Origin of the sequence: Halotia branconii CENA392 (assembly GCF_029953635.1) — a bacterium.
In the GTDB taxonomy this organism is placed as follows: domain Bacteria; phylum Cyanobacteriota; class Cyanobacteriia; order Cyanobacteriales; family Nostocaceae; genus Halotia; species Halotia branconii.
This window is the reverse complement of the sequence record NZ_CP124543.1, coordinates 3,442,286-3,460,702: the sequence shown is the minus strand read 5'-3', so window position 1 is coordinate 3,460,702 and position 18,417 is coordinate 3,442,286. Positions and strand designations below refer to the sequence as shown.

Sequence of the window (18,417 nt, the reverse complement as noted above, 5' to 3'; positions counted from 1 at the left end):
GAACGGGCAACAGGGAACACTTCGACAAAGCTCAGTGCTAGCAGTTCGTTCGTTTGTTCTTTGTTAAATGGGCTACTGCTTTAGTTCGCCAACAGAATGTCTTTCCATAGCTAGTTGAATTAAGCGGTCTACTAATTCTGAAAAAGATATTCCACTATCAGCCCAAAGTTGGGGATACATACTGGTAGCCGTAAAACCAGGTAAAGTGTTGATTTCGTTAATCAATATTTCCCCTGTAGCTTCCACGTAGAAAAAATCTACTCTTGCCAACCCCGCAGCGTCAACAGCTGCAAATGCTTGTAATGCCATCTCCTGAATTTGACGACTGATAGCATCCGGTAATTGTGCAGGAATCAGTAAATCTGCTTTACCTTGAGTATATTTAGTTTCATAATCATAAAAATCACTATTAAAAGAAATCTCACCAACGACAGAGGCTTGAGTTTGATCGTTACCTAAAACCGCACACTCTACTTCTCTGGCAACTACTCCTGCTTCTACGATTAATCGTCTATCATAACCAGCAGCATTATCTAAGGCATTTTCTAATTCTTGTCTTGATCGCACTTTGGCAATGCCTACAGATGAACCTAGATTAGCCGGTTTGACAAAACAAGGATAACCTAATGTTGCCTCAATTTCATCACACAACTTAGGAAATACACAAGGATTTGACCACACTTGCGCTCTAGTTAAACCCTTGTATTTCACCTGTGGCAATCCCGCTTGGGCAAAAGCCATTTTCATGGCAATCTTATCCATACCCAATGCCGAACCTAAAACCCCAGAACCGACAAAAGGAACTTGCATTAAGGTAAGTAAACCCTGAATTGTTCCATCTTCACCATTGGGACCGTGCAGAACAGGAAACCAAACATCAACTTCTGCAACTTGCAAAGGCGATTGCCAACGCTTCAATAAAGCTTGGGTTTTGGAGTTAGAGTCCAATTGATGTTGTGTTTCCAAATAAGGGATACCAGACTCTAAAACTTTTTGGGGTATTTCTCCTGCTAACCAACATCCATCTTTTTGGATGTAAAAAGGCAAGATTTCGTACTTATTAGCATTTTGCTGGGTACTTAAAGCCAGGGCGATCGCTCGTGCTGAGCTTATCGAAACTTCATGCTCTCCAGAACGACCACCAAACAACAATCCCACCCGCAACTTAGACATCTTTAATACCTTTACACTCCTAAAGCAGATAGCGTATCACAACCTGCTGGAGTTGCTATATTTTTACTTATAGCAGTAGCCAAAATTGTTAGGACATTTATCTGTTCCCTGTTCCCTCTCCCGAAGGGAGTTTAACTCAGAGATTTTAGGTAGTGTAAGAGACATAGTATAGAAGATGTAGACCGTCAAAAATCCTGTAAAGATGCCTGGATGTTACAAAAGCAATATAAGCAGAATATAAAACCTGGCTGGTCTTTGGATGAGCGAGATCCAAAGTTTATTCAATCCCTAATGCCTCTTGTGGGCTTTTTCTATCACTACTATTTTCGAGTTCAAACTAGTGGCTGGCATCATATCCCACCCCAGGAAAAAGTTTTATTTGTTGGCTCCCATAATGGAGGACTAGCAGCTCCTGATATGGTGATGATGATGTATGACTGGTTCCGGATATTTGGTGTTGAGCGACCCATCTACGGTCTAATGCATCCCAAAGCGTGGCAGGTGAGTCCGCCACTAGCACAAGTGGGTGCTAAGGTTGGAGCTATCATGGCTCATCCGAAAATGGCTTACACCGCTTTACGCTCTGGCGCTAGCGTTTTGGTATATCCAGGTGGCGCGGAAGATGTCTTCCGACCGCATTATTTACGCAACAAAATCTATTTTGCCGGACGACAAGGATTTATCAAGCTGGCGCTACGAGAAAATGTGCCAATTGTACCTGTGATTTCTTCTGGCGCTCACGATACGCTGTTTGTGTTAGCTGACTTCTACAAGATTGTGCAGCAATTACACGAGTGGGGAATGCCTTGGTTATTTGGCATTGATCCGGAAGTTTTTCCTGTTTACTTAGGGCTACCTTGGGGGTTAGCGCTTGGCCCGTTACCTAACATTCCATTGCCCGTACCTATACACACGCGGGTTTGTCCACCAATTATATTTGAACGCTACGGTAAAGAAGCAGCTAGCGATCGCCATTATGTTGCAGAATGTTATCAACTGGTTGTTAGTCTGATGCAGCAAGAATTAGACTGCCTAGTCAAGCTGTAAGAAATACATTGAGCTTGCCACGTCATTGAACGTGGCAAAGCTATCAAAAACTCCAGATATCTTCTGCTTCAGAATTAATTACCAGGACAGGTACGATATTTAAGGTGATAAACCAAACCTCGGTGTGCGAGATCAAATAGGATTGTTCTATGCTAATTCTTCTCACCTTTTCTCATAATCACCTGGAATTATTCACTAGTAGAGAGGTTGATGCAGTACTGAAAAAGATTGATGGTTCTCACAATATATGGTTGCGTTGTATTCACTTTCGCGATCGCACTGGAACAGCTAAAATCATCAAGCACTTTGGACTCAATCCATCTCGTGTCAATATGATTTTCAACCATTCTTCTGTAGGAATCGATGAAGATGTAGAAGATTGTTTATTTAACAATTATGAAATTTTGACGCATCAAATCAAAAATCGCGAGTTTGAAGTAGCTCGTGGTAGCATTGTAGTAGGAACAAACTTTATCATCACTTTTGAAATTACTGAATTAAGAATATTTAGTTTATTAACTAATAATTTTCAAAAGCGAAATTTAGATTTGCAAAAATGGGGAGTTGACTATATTTTATATCTTGTCTTTAAAGATATTTTGAATAGTTACCATACTGTATTTGACTATATTTCTAGACAACTTGATGATTTAGAAGACGAAGTTTTAGGAAATTCTGGTGATGAGTTAACATATCAAAAAATTGCTACGATGAGGCAGTCTACTCGTGTCGGGCGACGTAATTTTCAAAGCATCAAATCACTTTTAGTAATTATGGATTATGAAGATTTTCAATGGATATCTCAGCCAGTTAAGACATTATTCAATCAAGAAGTAGTTCATCACGTTGATAATCTCTGGCAAGAATATCTTGCTTTGAGAGCTTGGATGTCAGAGTTAATGGAAATTCAACGCGATAATATTGCTAGCAAGACAAGTGAACTGATTAATCGCCTAACTATCCTCTCGACTATATTTTTACCAATCACTTTCATTACTGGCTTCTATGGGATGAATTTTAAATATATGCCCGAATTAGATCAACCTTGGGCTTATCCTACTATTATCAGTGTGATAGCATTAATTGTGATTGGTAGTATTATGTATGCTAAACAACAACGTTGGTTGTAGAAGATAGCGCACTTTATAATTTAGTGAAACAATGGGGAAATGATACATTTAATTCCCCATTTATTTATAGATTATCAGTATTTATCGTAACCTATACTTCAGTCAGTAAGCTTGGAGAAGTTAAAACAAATACATCTCTGATTCCCTGACCCTCAGTTTGCGGTTTTATAGGAGTAGTAAAGTGAAAAAATTCATGGTCGTTGACTAATACTAGCTCTCCAGGATGAAGGATTTTGCTAAATACAGGTTTTTCTTTCTTAGCGGTATATAAATGTGTTTCTCCACCTTGAATATTTTCTCTAGTTACAGAAAATATACCGATAAAATCAGTACCATCTCTATGAATACCTTCAGGTGCTGGATTTCCCAAATTATCGGGTGAACAGGTAGTTCTAATTTGATGAACTCCGATTTCGGCTTCTGGGTGAAGTTTGCAAGAATCAATAAATGCTAAGACAAGATTTTTAAAGATATCAAGTTCTATAAGTGCATCATCTAATTCTGCAAACTCTCTTTTAATATCTCCTAATAATTGATTATAGTCTTTACTTTGCAAGAGGTAGCCATGAGGCAGTTTAATCAAATTATCGCCAGAAACAGTAAACCGAGATAATCGTCTAGAACGATAGTTACCTTTAATATAAGGATCAACAGGCAAATTGTTAAAGAATGCCTTAAAACCTTCTGTATTAATCGAATTTACTTTTCTGAGGGTAAATAGAAAAGCATATTCTAATTCCGTTGATTCCCATACTTTTTGCATAGGATTTACCTCGTTAAAAGTTTAAATTCTCCTATGTTTTTTATAGGAGGCTTATACTGCTAAGTATATGCTACCTTTTATTAAAGTGTCGTCAAAACAACTACAAAAATTGACAAGTTATGATATAGAAAATTTTAGTTTTCCGTTAGTGTAGCTTACTGTAGGTATCGCCTTTAGCGTCAGTTACTCTGCATAGTAGAAAAAGGCAGCGCTACAGCGAGGTAAACTTTGAAAATCAACTTAGAGACTTCAAAATAAAAAAAATATCCCAAAACTGAACCAAAAATCTTCTGTATTTGTCCTCTTTTTGTGTTCTTTGTCTTGAAAAGTTTGTTACGGAGGAGCCAGTGCGGTCTTGGGGAGCCAGTCTGTTGGGCGGGTTTCCAAGGCACTCCGTTGGGCGGGTTCCCCGACTTGTAGGAAGTGCCGCCGACTTGTAGGAACTGGCGTTAGAAACCTTCCGACGCTCACAGACTCGCTCTAAGCGAAGCCTCTCGTAGAGAAGGCTTTACGCTGTGCGCTAAAAGCGCCCCGCTTTGCTAACGCTATGACAACTTTTCGCTGCGCCTCTGTGGTAGCCTACGGCAAGCCGCTTTGCGTCTACGCTGATTTGGATAAAATCTGTCTCATTTTTTTCTTGACAGGACTTACGCAAGTTATTAAAAAAGCTACGCAGACTTTCGGGTCAGTTTTGTCCACCGTCAAGCCTGTTTAGCTAGATGGCAACAATGATTTCTTATTGCCATTCTTAATCATCTCAATCTTAGCTTCCGTGCCAGCCAACAATTTTGTTAATTTCTTAATCTAGAGTCGGTAACTAGAGATATAACTAGACCTGATTTTATATTCTGCTAATGCCCCTGGACGAACTGTAGTTCTTCCATTTTTTCTAAAAGTCGGGATTTGTCCTTTCTGCACGGCTACATATAAATCACTCTGACTTATACCTAAACGCTTTGCGGCTTCTGCAAGTGAAACACCCTGCCTTCGCATACCTGTTGTTCTCCTTGCAATCTTAATTAGATTGCTATCTAATACTATTCTAAAGCAATATATAGAAATATTAAAAAAAGTAACGTTATTCTTGTTCAGAATTTTTAACGCCAAGGTTAAATCAAATGTACAACTGCCCTAGAGCGCATTTAGGGCAGCCTGGATTTGTCTGATTAGTTGGCAGGTCTAAACTCAGCTTTGATTTTTTCGGCAATGGAGACAACTTCACGGCGAATCTTATTAATGTCAACCGTAAGCATTTCGCGTTGGTGCATTAAAACTTGCCCATTCACAATTACAGTATCAACATCGCTGGCATCTGCTGCGTAAACTAGATGCGACATGACATCATAAAGTGGAAGCAGATGTGGTTCTTTGAGCTTGACTTGAATTAGATCTGCTTGGAGTCCTGTCTTAATCGCGCCAATTTTATCTGCCAAGCCGAGTGCTTGGGCGCTGCCAAGTGTTGCCATACGCAAAACTGTCTTGGCTGGTACAGCAGTAGGGTCAAGAGTTGTGCCTTTATGAATTAAGGCGGTAAGACGAATTGCGTTCCACATATCAAGAACGTTATTAGATGCAGCTCCATCCGTCCCTAAACCAACATCAATTCCAGCTTTGAGCATTGCTGGAATCGGTGCAAAACCAGAAGCTAATTTTAAATTTGAGTCAGGATTGTGGATGACACCAACACCACGTTTTGCCATGAGGGCAATTTCACTTTCGTTAGGCCAGACAACATGGGCGGCAAATACGCGCGGATCTAGAAAGCCAAGATTTTCCAAATGTTGTACTGGGGTCGCGTTATAACGCTGCTGAACATCTTTGACTTCAGTTTGTGTTTCTGCCAAGTGAATTGTTAGAGGGACATCGTAATGACGCGCAGTTTGAATAGCTTGCGTCAGATGTTCTGGCGAGACAGTATAAGGAGCGTGTGGAGCAAGTGCTGGTATGATGCGATCGCTCTTGCCTTTCCAACGTTTGAGAAAATTCACTGAACTAGCAAATGCATCATCCCATCCTTGAAAGCCAGGGCTAGGAAAATCTATTGACGAAGGTGCAATCATGGCGCGTAAGCCGCATTCATCAATTACTTCGGCAGCAATATCTGGCTCAAAGTACATATCAACAAACGTTGTTGTGCCACCACGAATCATTTCCCAGCAAGCAAGCTGTTCACCAACACGGACAAAATTTTCGTCAACAAATTTTCCTTCTGCGGGAAATATATAATTCTGGAGCCAATCTTCCAATGCTAAATCGTCCGCAAGACCGCGAAACAACACCATTGCCGAGTGAGAATGACCGTTGACAAGACCAGGCATTAACACCATACCTTCGCCTAGCAGTGTCCTGTTAGCTCTATAAGAAGCTCTAATTTTATCTTGAGTGTCTATTGCAACAATTTTGCCGTCTTTAATCGCAACTGCACCATTTTTAATGACAGGTTGTGTCTCGTCCATCGTGACAACAAAATCACTGCTGACAATTAGTTGTACATTTTGCTTTCCTTGAGTGGCTAAATTATAGTTATTCTGGGCGATAACTATCTGAGTGCAAAAGACAAACAACGTCGTACAAACAAAAAAGACTAACAGCTTATAGTATTTTGCAAGCTGGCGTTTCACAGTATTATCCTTGTTTAATTTTTACTTATGGTTTGGCGATCGCTCGTTTAAATTTTGGCTTTTTTACGTTTCATTACATAGCCAATGCCAATAGCAACTACTGTTCCACCTATTGTCAATGGTTCAGGGACTGGAGTTGTATCGCTCACAGTTATCAAGCCATTATTTTGGTCTATTGTTCCTTGAATAGGATTTCTCAAACTCAAATTTAAACCCACAGTTTCAAAGAGATAATAATCTGTACTTTGCCCATCATCTTTACCGACATCAAAAAAACCAAATAAAGACTTCGTAGCTGTATCGTAGCTGAAGTCTAAAAAATCATAAGCGATGCTTCCATTTGTAATCGGGGCAAAGCTATTTAACAACTTGTTACTTGGGTCAAAAAAATCAATTGTCAGCGATCGCAGTTTTGATTCATCAACAATTGAGTAACCTTGAGTTTCATCGTAGTTAAATGAGCCTTTGGCTGAATAGCCAGCATTACCAGTCCATTCAAAGTTGAGTGTAACCGCATGGACTGAGGCAGATTTTAGAATACTCAAGTTGATCGCTACTGCTGCGGTAGCAATACAAAGCTTTTGAGCTAATTTCATCAGAAACTTTTCTCTAATTAAAGTTGAATAATCCCAGTGTTAACTCGTATCTCAACGTTGAATACATTACTACAGCAATTGGCATTTGAAAAACTATTAGTAAACTTACTTAATCTTATTAATTATTCTGAATAAATAATAATAACCAAATGCCTAAATAAAGCAAAAAATACTGAATCAAGGAAAAGAGATTAATACTCACAAAGTTTACATTAATTAACTACAGAAGCGCAAAAAAGATTGTTTGAGCGATCGCCATAGGTACTTAGTCATCTTCATCACAAAACATATTATTTTTGACGTTTGTTTCAGTATTTTCACTAAAAAATATCATAAATCTTCAATCCTCAATCCCGTCATGATCTAAGATTGTTGGGTATTGTATATCTCAACGATCGCTACCAAATTAATGATTGAAGTTGAACATCTGAGTAAAACATACGGTTCTACCCCAGCCATTACTGATGTGACTTTTAACGTTGAACCAGGGGAAATTTTAGGGTTTTTGGGGCCGAATGGTGCTGGTAAAACTACAACCATGCGGATTTTAGCGGGTTATTTACCAGCGACAAATGGTTCAGCTAAGATTGCTGGTTTTGATGTCCATGAAAATTCTTTAGCGGTGCGTCAGCGAATTGGCTATTTACCAGAAACACCGCCGTTATATCCAGAAATGACGGTAGAGGGATTTTTGCATTTTGTCACCCGCATTAAAGGTGTATCCGCAGGCGATCGCTCTGCTAAAGTTCAAGCAGCGATCGCCCGCTGTAACTTACAAGAAAAACGGCGGGTAATTATTCGCAAACTTTCTAAAGGATATCGCCAAAGAGTTGGTATCGCTCAAGCCATAGTCCACGATCCACCAGCAATTATTTTAGATGAACCCACTGTAGGACTTGACCCCCGGCAGATTATCGAGGTACGAAATTTAATTAAAAGCCTCGCTGGGACTCATACCATTATTCTGTCTACGCATATTTTGCCAGAAGTGAGCATGACCTGTAACCGCGTAGCTATTATCAATCGCGGCAACATCGTAGCAACTAATACACCAGAAAGCTTAATGACACAGTTGACAGGCGGCTCAGGATATGAAATTGAAATTGCCGGATCAGCTAATTTAGCCAAACAAGTATTACAGAATGTCGCGGGAGTAAGTTTAGTAGAATCAATTCCTACCGCCGGAGCGCATAGTCATTTCACACCTCAAGATAACCGTGCTTATTTACGAGTCATATCGCAACCTGGACGGGAACCAGGACAAGATATTGCCGCAGCTTTAGTGCGTGCAGAATTTGGTTTATATGAAATGCGGCGTGTCAGCGCTACCCTAGAAGATGTATTCTTGCAACTGACTAGAGAAGAAAAACAATTTGATCCTGAAGTAGATTCAACAGCCAACGAAGGAGAAGCCGCATAAATGGGTATAGTACTGAGTAATATTATTGCCATTTATCGCCGAGAATTACAGAGTTATTTTACCTCGCCCTTAGCTTATGCGATCGCTGGCGTGTTTTGGTTCATTGCCGGCTTATTCTTTGTAATGATTTTGCTGGGGCCAGATGGAATTTTGGCAGCAGTTACAGCCATAGATTTACAGGGACAACAACTAGGAGTACCTGTACCACCGATAGATGTGCCTTACGAATTTATCCGGGCATTTTTAGATCGCATGGGTTGGCTATTGTTGTTTATCTTGCCTATTCTTTCAATGGGATTGTACGCCGAAGAACGCAAGCGCGGCACATTGGAACTTTTAGCCACCTCACCAGTCACTAACTGGGCAGTAGCAGTGGGGAAATTATTAGGAGTGTTAACATTTTTTACCACAATGGTTTTGCCTTTGCTATTATTTGAAGCGATCGCTATTAGCGGCTCAAATCCGCCAATGTCACCCTTAATTCCTTTACTGGGTAACTTGGGACTAATTTTGTTAGCAGCGGCAATTTTATCTTTAGGAATGTTTATTTCCTCTTTAACAGAAAGTACAATTTTGTCTGCTGTTTTGACTTTTGCGTTAGTTTTATTGCTGTTATTTGTTGATTTAATCGCTAAAAGTATTGGTGGCCCAGTAGGAGCAGCCTTAAGTCATTTATCATTATTGAAACATTACAACACCCTCATCCAAGGGATTTTTGATACAAGCGCCTTAATTTTATTTGCCAGTTACATTTTTTTGGGCATCTTTCTCACAGCCCAATCAATAGATGCACTACGCTTTCAACGTCAGTAATTATTAAAAGGGCATGGGGCATGAAAAGGAGGAATTGAGACAGAAGAGAAGTGCGGTCTTGGGGTCTCCCCAAGTGGAGCAACTTCGGGGCGCGGGGTGCAAGGGGGAGTTTGAAACTACTTCGCACTTATTCATTTGTGGTTAACACTCTTTCCTCTTCTCCCCTGCTCCCTGCCCCTTGTCCTTTTCCCCCTGCCTCCCATGCCGTGGTTGTTGAGCGTAGTCGAAACACTGCTCCCCTGCTTCCTGACTTAATAACATGAAGACCATCAAAAGAAAAAAAATTTGGCAATATCTATTTTTATTCGGCCCGTTCCTATTTGTTGTAGGTTTAACATCTGGTTTAGTTTCTGGGAATTGGGGAGCAATTTCCTTAGCATTTCTGATTGCGGGAATTGTCATCAGCGGGTTGTGGTTATTGTGGCAAAGCCAAAAAAGTAATTGGTGGAAAAGTCGTTCTACTCAAGCTGGGACTAATGCTTTAGTTGCCATCCTGGCTGTATTAGTAATTTTAGGATTAATTAACTTTTTAGGAACTCGCTATCATCTACGAGCAGACTTAACAGAAGCTCAGTTATTTACTCTTGCTCCCCAATCGCAGGAATTGGTACGTGGCTTACAACAGCCCGTAAAAATATGGATATTTGATGTAAATCGTAACTCTCAAGATCAGGAATTGCTCGAAAATTATCAACGGCAAAGTTCTAACTTTCGATTTGAATATGTTGACCCACAAGCTAGACCAGGATTAGCAGAAAAATTTGGTGTTAAAGATTATGGCGAAGTTTACCTCGAATCTGGAGATAAACGCCAGTTAGTCCAAACAGTAAATGAGAATGAACGTTTATCAGAAGTCAGATTAACAAATCGATTGCAACAAATTACTACTTCAACTACTGCAAAAGTTTATTTTCTCCAAGGTCATGGCGAACATCCCATTTCCACAGGTGAAGGTGGAATATCACAAGCTACTCAGGGTTTAAGCGATAAAAACTACACTACATCACCCCTGAATTTAACAGAAAATCCTAAAGTTCCCGAAGATGCTGCTGTGGTGGTAGTAGCTGGCCCCAAACGAGAACTTTTTGATGCCGAAGTTAAAGCTTTGCAAAATTATCTTGATGGCGGTGGTAATGTATTGCTAATGATTGATCCAAATACTGACCCCAAATTGAACAACTTGTTACAAGAGTGGGGTGTGCGTCTGGACAATCGTTTAGCCGTAGATGTCTCTGGCGCTGGTGTCGGACTTGGCCCTGCTGCTCCCATCATCACAGACTACGGACAACATCCAATTACTAAAGATTTTGGTCAAGGCATTTCTTTTTATCGGTTAGCTAGACCTTTAGAAATTACTCCAGTGGCTGGTATCGAAGCTACTCCTTTGCTGCGAACTAAACCCTATCCCAACAGCTGGGCTGAAAGTGACCTCCAAAGTGAAAAGTTAGAGTTTAATTCTGATCAAGATCTCAAAGGCCCTTTAACCTTGGGTGTGGCTTTGGACAAAAAACTATCAGCTAAAGCTCAAAGTATTCCTACTCTTACAACTTCACCGTCACCATCACCAACAAGCGAAGGTCAAGCTAGTCCTACTCCTACGACCTCACCATTACCATCACCGACACCTGAAGCTCAAACTAGTCCTACTCCCCCAACTGAAGAGAAATCTGAACAACCTGCTACCGAGGCGCGCTTAGTAGTCTTAGGAAATTCTGATTTCGCCACTAATGGCTTGTTTCAACAGCAACTAAATGGAGATGTTTTCCTCAACTCTGTTACTTGGCTGAGTCAACAAAATCAACAACTCCTTTCAATTCGTCCCAAAGAGCCGAATAACCGTCGGATCAATTTGACAAACGTCCAAGCTAGTTTTTTAACATTGTCATCTCTGTTGTTTTTACCTTTAATAGGGTTAGTAACAGCGGCTGTTATTTGGTGGCGAAGAAGATAAGAGCAAGTAAAAGAATTAGTTAGCGATTTGTTACAGGCGATCGCTATACTAGCTCTTAACTAATGGAATCATTTGTATATAACTGCAAAAGATGTTGACCATTAAAGTGAATTAAATGAGTGGCATCTTCAGCAACCCAGACATCTGTTTCCCAAGCAATCTCTGGTAAATACTCCACCATTGCTTTACGGCTAAGGAATGTTGTCACCATAACCAGTGGTAGTCGAGTTGCTTTAAATAAAGTTTCCAGTTCTTGTTTCCGCTTAGGGTTAATTGAACCATGTGATGTTACAGCTTCAATCAGTACTAACCAATTATTAGCGGTAAAGTGAATGATGACATCTGGCATTTTGCCGTGAACATCGATAGTAACACCCAATTCTTGTAATGCTGATTCATCGAAGTGAGCAAATTTTTTGTCTGTATCACCAACATAGATAAGCTTTCCACCAGGTGTGAAACGAGGCGCAAATTCATTAATAATTTTTTCGACTAGAATATTTTGACCACCTGGTGATAAAGTCTTAACTTTACCTTCAATTACTATAGGAATACGAGACATTTCACGTTCTTGAGCATAACGCTTTTTGAGGGTTTTGACTGAAGCAAGATAAGTGCGAATACTCTTTTCCCATTCCTCAGTATCATAGGTTCGTAATAGTTCAAGTGCGCTGTCTTCGATCTGATATACAGTTTTAGGACTATTAATAGGACGGTTTGGATCATCTGGATTAGCAACTATTAAAGCTGCATCTAAAAATTGATGCACTGTTTGGCGGCGAACTGTTTCTCTAGTATTGGGTTTATAGGTTTTGCCATAATATTGAGCCATAAAATCCATCATGGGTGTAATTCCCATCAAAGGGGAAGTCGCTGATACCCAAGGATCATTTGGCTTTAAGCCAAGCAAAGCCAGAAGCGTTAAGGCAGACCTTTCATTAAGCTGTGTTCGCGGAAAACTTAAATCCGTCAAGATTTGCAGCGCTTGATTAATTCGAGATTTGATTGCAATTGGATTGTTTTCTGAATGGTTTGTCATACTCAGTAGTTTTTCTTCTATCAATTGATCAATTTCTCGTTGAGAAAGAAATTGCTCACCAACCCACGACCCTAATAATAGTAGTTGTTCTAAAGTAGGATACTTCAAATTTCGTAAATCAGTTGCATTAACCTGAGTATGTCCATTGAATAAGCGAAAAAAAGAATCAACTAAGGTGGAATTAAGATAAACTGCTAATCCGCGGGCTAATTTAATATCTATTCCCCGATTACTTTGATGAAAATAATTTAAGTGATTTTCAAATCCCACATAGGCATAATCAAATCGGTCGGCATCATAAACAACTGCAACAATCCGCCTTTTTTCTTCTTTTGATGAAAATCTTTTGCATAGAACATAATGCTCATTTGGTACTAGAAGATTAGCTGTTTCTTCTCCACACACTAAAGCTTGAGGCTTTTTAGTGGTTTTTGGATGATCTACATATCCATTAGATAAATTAACTGGGTAAACTAGAGGAACAGTATGATTTTCCAGTTTAATTCTGAGGTACTCTTTTGCACGAAAATCCACAACTCGCCCAGTTGAAACTGTCAGATTTAGGTCTTTTAAAGTACAGCTAAAAAGATCCATTTGCTGAACAATATGCTGGCTAAAGGTATCTGGAAGTATATGGATAAACTGCTCTGGATCATTGAGGCGAATTAAAGCTGTATATGGTACAGAATTAGACATGATTAAGTCATCATCAATACCAAAACTGGTATTAATTAGTACACTATTCGGCTGATGCTTTTGTTTTTTAGCATGAATAATGAGAGTTTCTTGTAAAACATCGTCATCACTAAACGCTTCTTGCCGTGACTCAAAAAGATATAATTGCTGTAAAGCCATCATCCCCAAAAACATCTTGCGGAAGTTACGGAAATATGGGCCATTACAAAAACTACGCGGTGTAATTGTTACAAGCTCACCTCCGGAATTTAGTAGTATTGCCGTAGCAGCAATGAAACCACTATAAAGATTGCTGGTTTCCAGACCTATGGAACGTAATAATTTCCGAACCGGAGAGTGGGCATTAATTTTCAAATAAGGCGGGTTAAGAATAGCATGGGTAAATTCTGCTTTATTTGCTTTATTAAACAAACTATTTTGCAAGATATTGACTACATCTTCAATAAAATCAGTCTCACGAATTTCATATTTGAAATCAATGCCAAAATGTTGGCATTTCTGATTACATAATTCTAAAGTTTGATATAAATACTTAATTAAAATAGGATCAATTTCATAAGCTACAATATGCAGATTTGAGATAGATTGTTGATTTTGGCATACCTTTGCTACAAAAGCGGCTGATAATGAACCAATTCCTGCACCTGCATCAAGAAGTGTTATTTCTGAACCTAATTGATCAAACATCTCTGCCATTAATTCTGCAACTGGGGCAGGGGTCAAAAACTGACCCATTGAACCCTTGTTGTTTTGTGTCATTTGTAAATTAGCAATAGTTCGATAGATATCCACTTCCGCAAGTAAATTTATCTTCGATGGTTTCGCAAGACTACAGAGGCTTAAAGTATTATTATTGTTTGATGAAATAATCACTTACTATCTCCCCTTGTCAGATGTCTGGCAACTAAATTTGATTAACAGCACTATAGTTTCAACCTCAATAGGTTTGGAAACAAGAACAAATATCCTTTAGGCTGAATTAATATGTTTGTTCACAGAGAACTTCACCAATGAGCGATCCACAGAAGAATCATATCAAGATTGATCCTGCAACCCTCGTTTTAATTGTGTCTGTTCTGATACTCTTGCCTCTGCTAATTACTGGTTTTTTCTTTCAATAAGATTTCAAGAGGTTGAAAGTTTACGAGTTGGAAATGGCATAGGTGCGTTAACAAAAAACGCACCTAATCAAGCTCCAACTATTTTGGTAAAACTAAGCGCAGTGCTGCTAAAAGTTGGTCAACGCTTTCTTGACGGCTGTTGAAACCCATCAGCCCTACGCGCCAGACTTGATTAGCTAATTCACCCAGACCACCACCAATTTCAATATTATGCTCATTCAGTAACTGTTGGGCGATCGCCTTACCATCTACCCCTCCTGGAATACGGACTGTAGTTAGGGTTGGTAATCGATACTCCCGTTCAACATGCATACTCAGTCCTAAGTCTTCCAAACCTTCCCAGAGATACTCTACATTTTTTTGATGACGCTGCCAGCAGTTTGCTAGTCCCTCTTCTGCCACCAAGCGTAGGGCTTCCCGCAAACCATAGTACAAGTTAATGGGTGCTGTATGATGATATGTGCGTTCTTTGCCCCAATACTTACTCAGCAATGACATATCTAAATACCAGTTTGCCACTTTTGTATTGCGTTGCTGCAACTTCTCAACTGCACGGGAACTCATTGTAAAAGGTGAAGCACCAGGAGAACAACCTAACCCTTTTTGGCTACAACTATAAGCTAAGTCAACTCCCCAAGCATCCAAAAATATCGGGACACCACCAAGACTTGTGACTGTATCTACTAATAATAAAGTGCCAAATTCACGACACAGTTCACCGACTCCTTCTAAAGGTTGACGTGCGCCTGTAGAAGTTTCGGCATGAACCAAAGCCAAAATCGCCGGACGATGAGTTTCTACAGCGGTGCGGAGTTCATCTAATGTGAAAACTTGTCCCCAAGGTTTAGTCATAGTTCGCACATCTGCACCATATCGTCCAGCCATATCCACGAGGCGATGACCAAAGTAACCTGCTGCACCAATCAAAACCACATCATCGAGTTCTATGGCATTGGCAATGGTTGCTTCCATAGCAGCGGAACCTGTACCGCTGACTGCAATGGTGAGGGTGTTCTCTGTTTGCCAGACATAGCGTAATAAAGATTGAATCTCATCCATGAGTGCTAAAAAAGCCGGATCAAGATGCCCAACTGGCGAGGTATTCATCGCCTGGAGAACTGCGGGATGGGCATTTGAAGGGCCTGGCCCTAAAAGTAACCGTGATGGGATTTCTAAAGGTTGGAGTTGCAAGCGCTGAGCGTCGTTAATTGAGATTGTTGGCATCATAATTAGCTTCTAGCCTAGACGGTACTTACCGCATCATAGAGCGATCGCATCACCAATGTTTTAGTCAGACTTTTATATATAGCAAAAAGCTGATGCAAGTCTATCTGCTAAAGCTTTAGAGTTAAATCAAAAACAGAAATACTAGAATGAGTCAAAAACGTTCAAGCTTAAAACCCTTACGCCAAGCAAATCTAACCCTCAGACGCAGGTTAGGTCTCAAAGGAGAAATAGCCTTAGCAACAGCACCAACCCTAATAGTACTAACTGTCATGGCCTTAGTCGAAGCGCTCAGTCAGCAACGTCTTTTATTTGCATCTTTAGCTTCCAGTGCCTTTTTGATTTATCTTGACCCTCATCATGGTACAAATGCTGTACGAACTTTGATTCTTGCCCAAATGATGGCAGCTATTATTGGGTTTATCACCTATTTATTATTTGGTGGAGGATATCTTTCAGGCGGTATTTCAATGGTGATAGCGATTATGTTAATGATTCTATTAGATGCCATGCATCCTCCAGCCGTTTCTACTTCCCTAAGTTTTGCTTTGAGGGCTGGTCAAGTTAGCAACATAGTTTTATTTGCTTTGGCAGTAGGTATAACCGTTCTATTAGTGGGATTGGAGCGCTTCGCACTTTGGCTGTTGGCACGTTACAGCTAGATAAAATTTATAATTTATCGTTCATAGTTCAAATTTCATATAAATTAAATATATTGGCATTATATTTTAATAGAAAAATCATGATTTTCGCCGGCAAACAACCAAACAACTTAGGTGTTAACAACGGCAAATTAGCACCTTGTCCAAACTCTCCTAATTGTGTTTCCAGTCAAAGTTTTGATGCAGTCCATACAATTGCACCACTAACTTTTACTTCGACTCCAGAACAAGCTTTAACTAAGCTTAAAAATGTTGTTGAGTCTTTACCAAGAACTAAAATTATCACTCAAAGTCATGATTATTTATATGCCGAATTTAAGAGTGCTTTAATGGGTTTTGTAGATGATGTAGAGTTCTATCTAGACCGCAATGCTAATGTTATTCAAGTTCGTTCAGCCTCGCGGTTGGGTCAAAGTGACTTGGGTGTAAATCGTCAACGAATAGAGACGATTAGAACCAAGTTAAAAGAAGTTTAGATTAATATAGTAATCCGGTTTGATTCGGTGAATTTATTTGTGTAGGTAGGGAACAGGAAACAGGAAACAGTTAAGAAGGGATAGATATGTACTGAATCGTGTTCAAAAATCAAATAGGAGTCCTATATCAAGCGAATAAACTTAATTTTTTCATTTACCTTGTCATTATTAACCTTGTAGGTAATTGGTAATGGGTTTCTCTAAATTACCCATTATCAATTATCTAAAAAACTAACTAGGAAGATCTATCTAGCTGCGTCGGCTACCTAAACCAACTGTAGTGCGGACATGCCCATTATTGGCAAATCGCTCTTCCATAATCTGTTGATAAACTGCTTCATAACCATCAGTCATCCGCTGAAGACTAAAACGATTTTCAACATCTTTGCGACAAGTGTAGCGATCTAGTTCTGTGATTCTGTCAACAGCACTGATGCACTCTTCAATATTGTTGCAGAGAAAACCTGTTTTTTCGTGAGTAATTACTTCCGTAGTAGACCCTAGTTTCATCGCAATAACGGGTGTGCCGGCTGCCATTGATTCAACCATCACTAACCCAAATGGTTCTCGCCAAGTGATGGGGAAAAGAGTTGCGACTGCACCTCCCATTAGAGCATTTTTTTGTGTATGATTGGCTTCACCCAGATACTCAATTTGCTTACCATCGATTTGTGGCTTAATTTCCTGCTCAAAATATTCCACATCAACTACATCAACCTTTCCGGCAATTTTTAAATGCCAACCTGTTTGTTTAGCGATCGCGATCGCTAAATGTGTACCTTTCTCTGGAGAAATTCGCCCTAAAAATGCTAAATATGGGGGATCTTCTGGTTGAGCATGAAATTTATAACTGCTGACATCAATGCCGTTATAAACCGTTTTTACATAGTTCAGCCCTAACTTCAATTCTCGTTGTGCATCGGAAATACTCACAAAAGGTTGATGTTTAGCATGTTGAAACATCTTTTCATTATCAGGAGTAAAAATGCCGTGTAAAGTATGAATTGTGGGAGTTTTTACCAAATTCGCATAAGGTAGTGACGAGCAGCACAGGTGGGAATGAATAATATCAAATTCCTCTGCCCGTTCGTATACTAAACCTAATTGCAGCATTTCATAAATACCCCGTTCCTTGACATTAGGATCAAGTCTAAGGGCGCGAGGATGAACTGATACTAGTTCTGCCAAACTGAGAGAATCTCCCGATGCAAATAGTGTGACTTCATGTCCACGTCGGACTAACTCATCAGTCAATAAAGACACTACTAGCTCTATACCTCCATAAGTTAGAGGGGGAACTCTTTCTGATAGTGGGGCTACTTGAGCAATTCGCATCACCAACCTCCTACAAATAAAATTTGACTTACAGGTATCTGCTTTAATTTCAAATGTGCTTATAAGTTATTGATATCGCACTAAAAAATAACTTTAAACACTAACTTTGTTCTGAATAACTTCCAAATTCTATACTTTTATTAGTGGTTTATTGGTCTACCTTTGTAGGGAAATTTTCCTCTTCCTCAGAAGGAAAATACATTCTTGTTAAATAAACAATGTAAAAATTCAGCTTTTTTTGGCTTTTATGCTCAAATATTACTGTAATTAGTCAATTTTGCAGTATCGTGTCATGTCTCACCAAAAGTCTGATTGTTTGTAATTCTTGATTTTTGAACATTTCTACCAAC

At 39.6% G+C, this 18,417-nt stretch carries 15 protein-coding genes; 7 read left to right on the top strand and 8 right to left on the bottom strand.

Annotated features, from left to right (window positions below; all coding sequences use genetic code 11):
• Window positions 1-72: 72 nt before the first annotated feature.
• Window positions 73-1,173: a D-alanine--D-alanine ligase family protein gene (locus QI031_RS15120; protein ID WP_281480505.1), complete on the bottom strand. Its 1,101-nt coding sequence runs from the start codon at window positions 1,171-1,173 to the stop codon at window positions 73-75.
• 210 nt (window positions 1,174-1,383) lie between these two features.
• On the opposite strand from QI031_RS15120, the gene QI031_RS15115 reads away from it, so the two are divergent.
• On the top strand, window positions 1,384-2,220 hold the full coding sequence (locus tag QI031_RS15115) for a lysophospholipid acyltransferase family protein (RefSeq protein ID WP_281480504.1): 837 nt from the start codon (window positions 1,384-1,386) through the stop codon (window positions 2,218-2,220).
• Window positions 2,221-2,369: 149 nt separating this feature from the next.
• On the top strand, window positions 2,370-3,350 hold the full coding sequence (locus tag QI031_RS15110; protein WP_281480503.1) for a magnesium transporter CorA family protein: 981 nt from the start codon (window positions 2,370-2,372) through the stop codon (window positions 3,348-3,350).
• A 91-nt stretch (window positions 3,351-3,441) separates the two neighbouring features.
• Here QI031_RS15110 and QI031_RS15105 read toward each other — a convergent pair whose 3' ends face one another.
• The 4 genes from QI031_RS15105 to QI031_RS15090 all read right to left on the bottom strand — a co-directional run bounded on the left by QI031_RS15105 (window position 3,442) and on the right by QI031_RS15090 (window position 7,330).
• Window positions 3,442-4,113 carry a 2OG-Fe dioxygenase family protein gene (locus tag QI031_RS15105; RefSeq protein ID WP_281480502.1) on the bottom strand — a complete coding sequence of 224 codons (672 nt, stop codon included), beginning with the start codon at window positions 4,111-4,113 and terminating at the stop codon, window positions 3,442-3,444.
• An 804-nt stretch (window positions 4,114-4,917) separates the two neighbouring features.
• On the bottom strand, window positions 4,918-5,106 hold the full coding sequence (locus QI031_RS15100; protein WP_281480501.1) for a helix-turn-helix domain-containing protein: 189 nt from the start codon (window positions 5,104-5,106) through the stop codon (window positions 4,918-4,920).
• A gap of 173 nt (window positions 5,107-5,279) precedes the next feature.
• Window positions 5,280-6,734, bottom strand: a complete 1,455-nt coding sequence (locus QI031_RS15095) for an amidohydrolase (protein WP_281480500.1) — start codon at window positions 6,732-6,734, stop codon at window positions 5,280-5,282.
• Between the two features lie 47 nt (window positions 6,735-6,781).
• Entirely contained in the window at window positions 6,782-7,330 is a 549-nt protein-coding gene (locus QI031_RS15090; protein ID WP_281480499.1) for a PEP-CTERM sorting domain-containing protein, read from the bottom strand.
• Between the two features lie 409 nt (window positions 7,331-7,739).
• Between QI031_RS15090 and QI031_RS15085 the strand changes: the two genes are divergently transcribed.
• From QI031_RS15085 to QI031_RS15075, 3 genes are all read left to right on the top strand, one after another.
• On the top strand, window positions 7,740-8,750 hold the full coding sequence (locus QI031_RS15085; RefSeq protein ID WP_281480498.1) for an ABC transporter ATP-binding protein: 1,011 nt from the start codon (window positions 7,740-7,742) through the stop codon (window positions 8,748-8,750).
• A complete protein-coding gene (locus tag QI031_RS15080; protein ID WP_281480497.1) occupies window positions 8,751-9,563 on the top strand; it encodes an ABC transporter permease in 813 nt (270 codons plus the stop codon).
• Window positions 9,564-9,822: 259 nt separating this feature from the next.
• The gene (locus QI031_RS15075) at window positions 9,823-11,514 is read left to right on the top strand and encodes a GldG family protein (protein ID WP_281480496.1); all 1,692 of its coding nucleotides are present in this window, start codon (window positions 9,823-9,825) and stop codon (window positions 11,512-11,514) included.
• A 55-nt stretch (window positions 11,515-11,569) separates the two neighbouring features.
• Here the strand turns inward: QI031_RS15075 and QI031_RS15070 are convergent, their stop codons facing one another.
• Both QI031_RS15070 and QI031_RS15065 read right to left on the bottom strand, forming a co-directional pair.
• Window positions 11,570-14,008 carry a BsuBI/PstI family type II restriction endonuclease gene (locus tag QI031_RS15070; RefSeq protein ID WP_281480495.1) on the bottom strand — a complete coding sequence of 813 codons (2,439 nt, stop codon included), beginning with the start codon at window positions 14,006-14,008 and terminating at the stop codon, window positions 11,570-11,572.
• Between the two features lie 440 nt (window positions 14,009-14,448).
• A complete protein-coding gene (locus QI031_RS15065; RefSeq protein ID WP_281480494.1) occupies window positions 14,449-15,597 on the bottom strand; it encodes an alanine--glyoxylate aminotransferase family protein in 1,149 nt (382 codons plus the stop codon).
• 146 nt (window positions 15,598-15,743) lie between these two features.
• Here QI031_RS15065 and QI031_RS15060 point away from each other — a divergent pair, with 146 nt between their 5' ends.
• Both QI031_RS15060 and QI031_RS15055 read left to right on the top strand, forming a co-directional pair.
• On the top strand, window positions 15,744-16,256 hold the full coding sequence (locus tag QI031_RS15060; protein ID WP_281480493.1) for an HPP family protein: 513 nt from the start codon (window positions 15,744-15,746) through the stop codon (window positions 16,254-16,256).
• An 80-nt stretch (window positions 16,257-16,336) separates the two neighbouring features.
• On the top strand, window positions 16,337-16,732 hold the full coding sequence (locus QI031_RS15055) for a DUF1499 domain-containing protein (protein WP_281480492.1): 396 nt from the start codon (window positions 16,337-16,339) through the stop codon (window positions 16,730-16,732).
• A 249-nt stretch (window positions 16,733-16,981) separates the two neighbouring features.
• Here QI031_RS15055 and QI031_RS15050 read toward each other — a convergent pair whose 3' ends face one another.
• Entirely contained in the window at window positions 16,982-18,067 is a 1,086-nt protein-coding gene (locus QI031_RS15050; RefSeq protein WP_281480491.1) for a glycosyltransferase family 4 protein, read from the bottom strand.
• Window positions 18,068-18,417 lie beyond the last annotated feature (350 nt).

Excerpts from the sequence above, each read along its gene's own strand:
- QI031_RS15085 (WP_281480498.1), top strand. The coding sequence starts at position 7,740 with ATGATTGAAGTTGAACATCTGAGTAAAACATACGGTTCTACCCCAGCC.
- QI031_RS15075 (WP_281480496.1), top strand. The coding sequence starts at position 9,823 with ATGAAGACCATCAAAAGAAAAAAAATTTGGCAATATCTATTTTTATTC.
- QI031_RS15050 (WP_281480491.1), bottom strand. The coding sequence starts at position 18,067 with ATGCGAATTGCTCAAGTAGCCCCACTATCAGAAAGAGTTCCCCCTCTA.
- QI031_RS15120 (WP_281480505.1), bottom strand. The coding sequence starts at position 1,173 with ATGTCTAAGTTGCGGGTGGGATTGTTGTTTGGTGGTCGTTCTGGAGAG.
- QI031_RS15055 (WP_281480492.1), top strand. The coding sequence starts at position 16,337 with ATGATTTTCGCCGGCAAACAACCAAACAACTTAGGTGTTAACAACGGC.
- QI031_RS15115 (WP_281480504.1), top strand. The coding sequence starts at position 1,384 with ATGTTACAAAAGCAATATAAGCAGAATATAAAACCTGGCTGGTCTTTG.
- QI031_RS15110 (WP_281480503.1), top strand. The coding sequence starts at position 2,370 with ATGCTAATTCTTCTCACCTTTTCTCATAATCACCTGGAATTATTCACT.
- QI031_RS15105 (WP_281480502.1), bottom strand. The coding sequence starts at position 4,113 with ATGCAAAAAGTATGGGAATCAACGGAATTAGAATATGCTTTTCTATTT.
- QI031_RS15080 (WP_281480497.1), top strand. The coding sequence starts at position 8,751 with ATGGGTATAGTACTGAGTAATATTATTGCCATTTATCGCCGAGAATTA.
- QI031_RS15070 (WP_281480495.1), bottom strand. The coding sequence starts at position 14,008 with ATGACACAAAACAACAAGGGTTCAATGGGTCAGTTTTTGACCCCTGCC.
- QI031_RS15090 (WP_281480499.1), bottom strand. The coding sequence starts at position 7,330 with ATGAAATTAGCTCAAAAGCTTTGTATTGCTACCGCAGCAGTAGCGATC.
- QI031_RS15060 (WP_281480493.1), top strand. The coding sequence starts at position 15,744 with ATGAGTCAAAAACGTTCAAGCTTAAAACCCTTACGCCAAGCAAATCTA.
- QI031_RS15065 (WP_281480494.1), bottom strand. The coding sequence starts at position 15,597 with ATGATGCCAACAATCTCAATTAACGACGCTCAGCGCTTGCAACTCCAA.
- QI031_RS15100 (WP_281480501.1), bottom strand. The coding sequence starts at position 5,106 with ATGCGAAGGCAGGGTGTTTCACTTGCAGAAGCCGCAAAGCGTTTAGGT.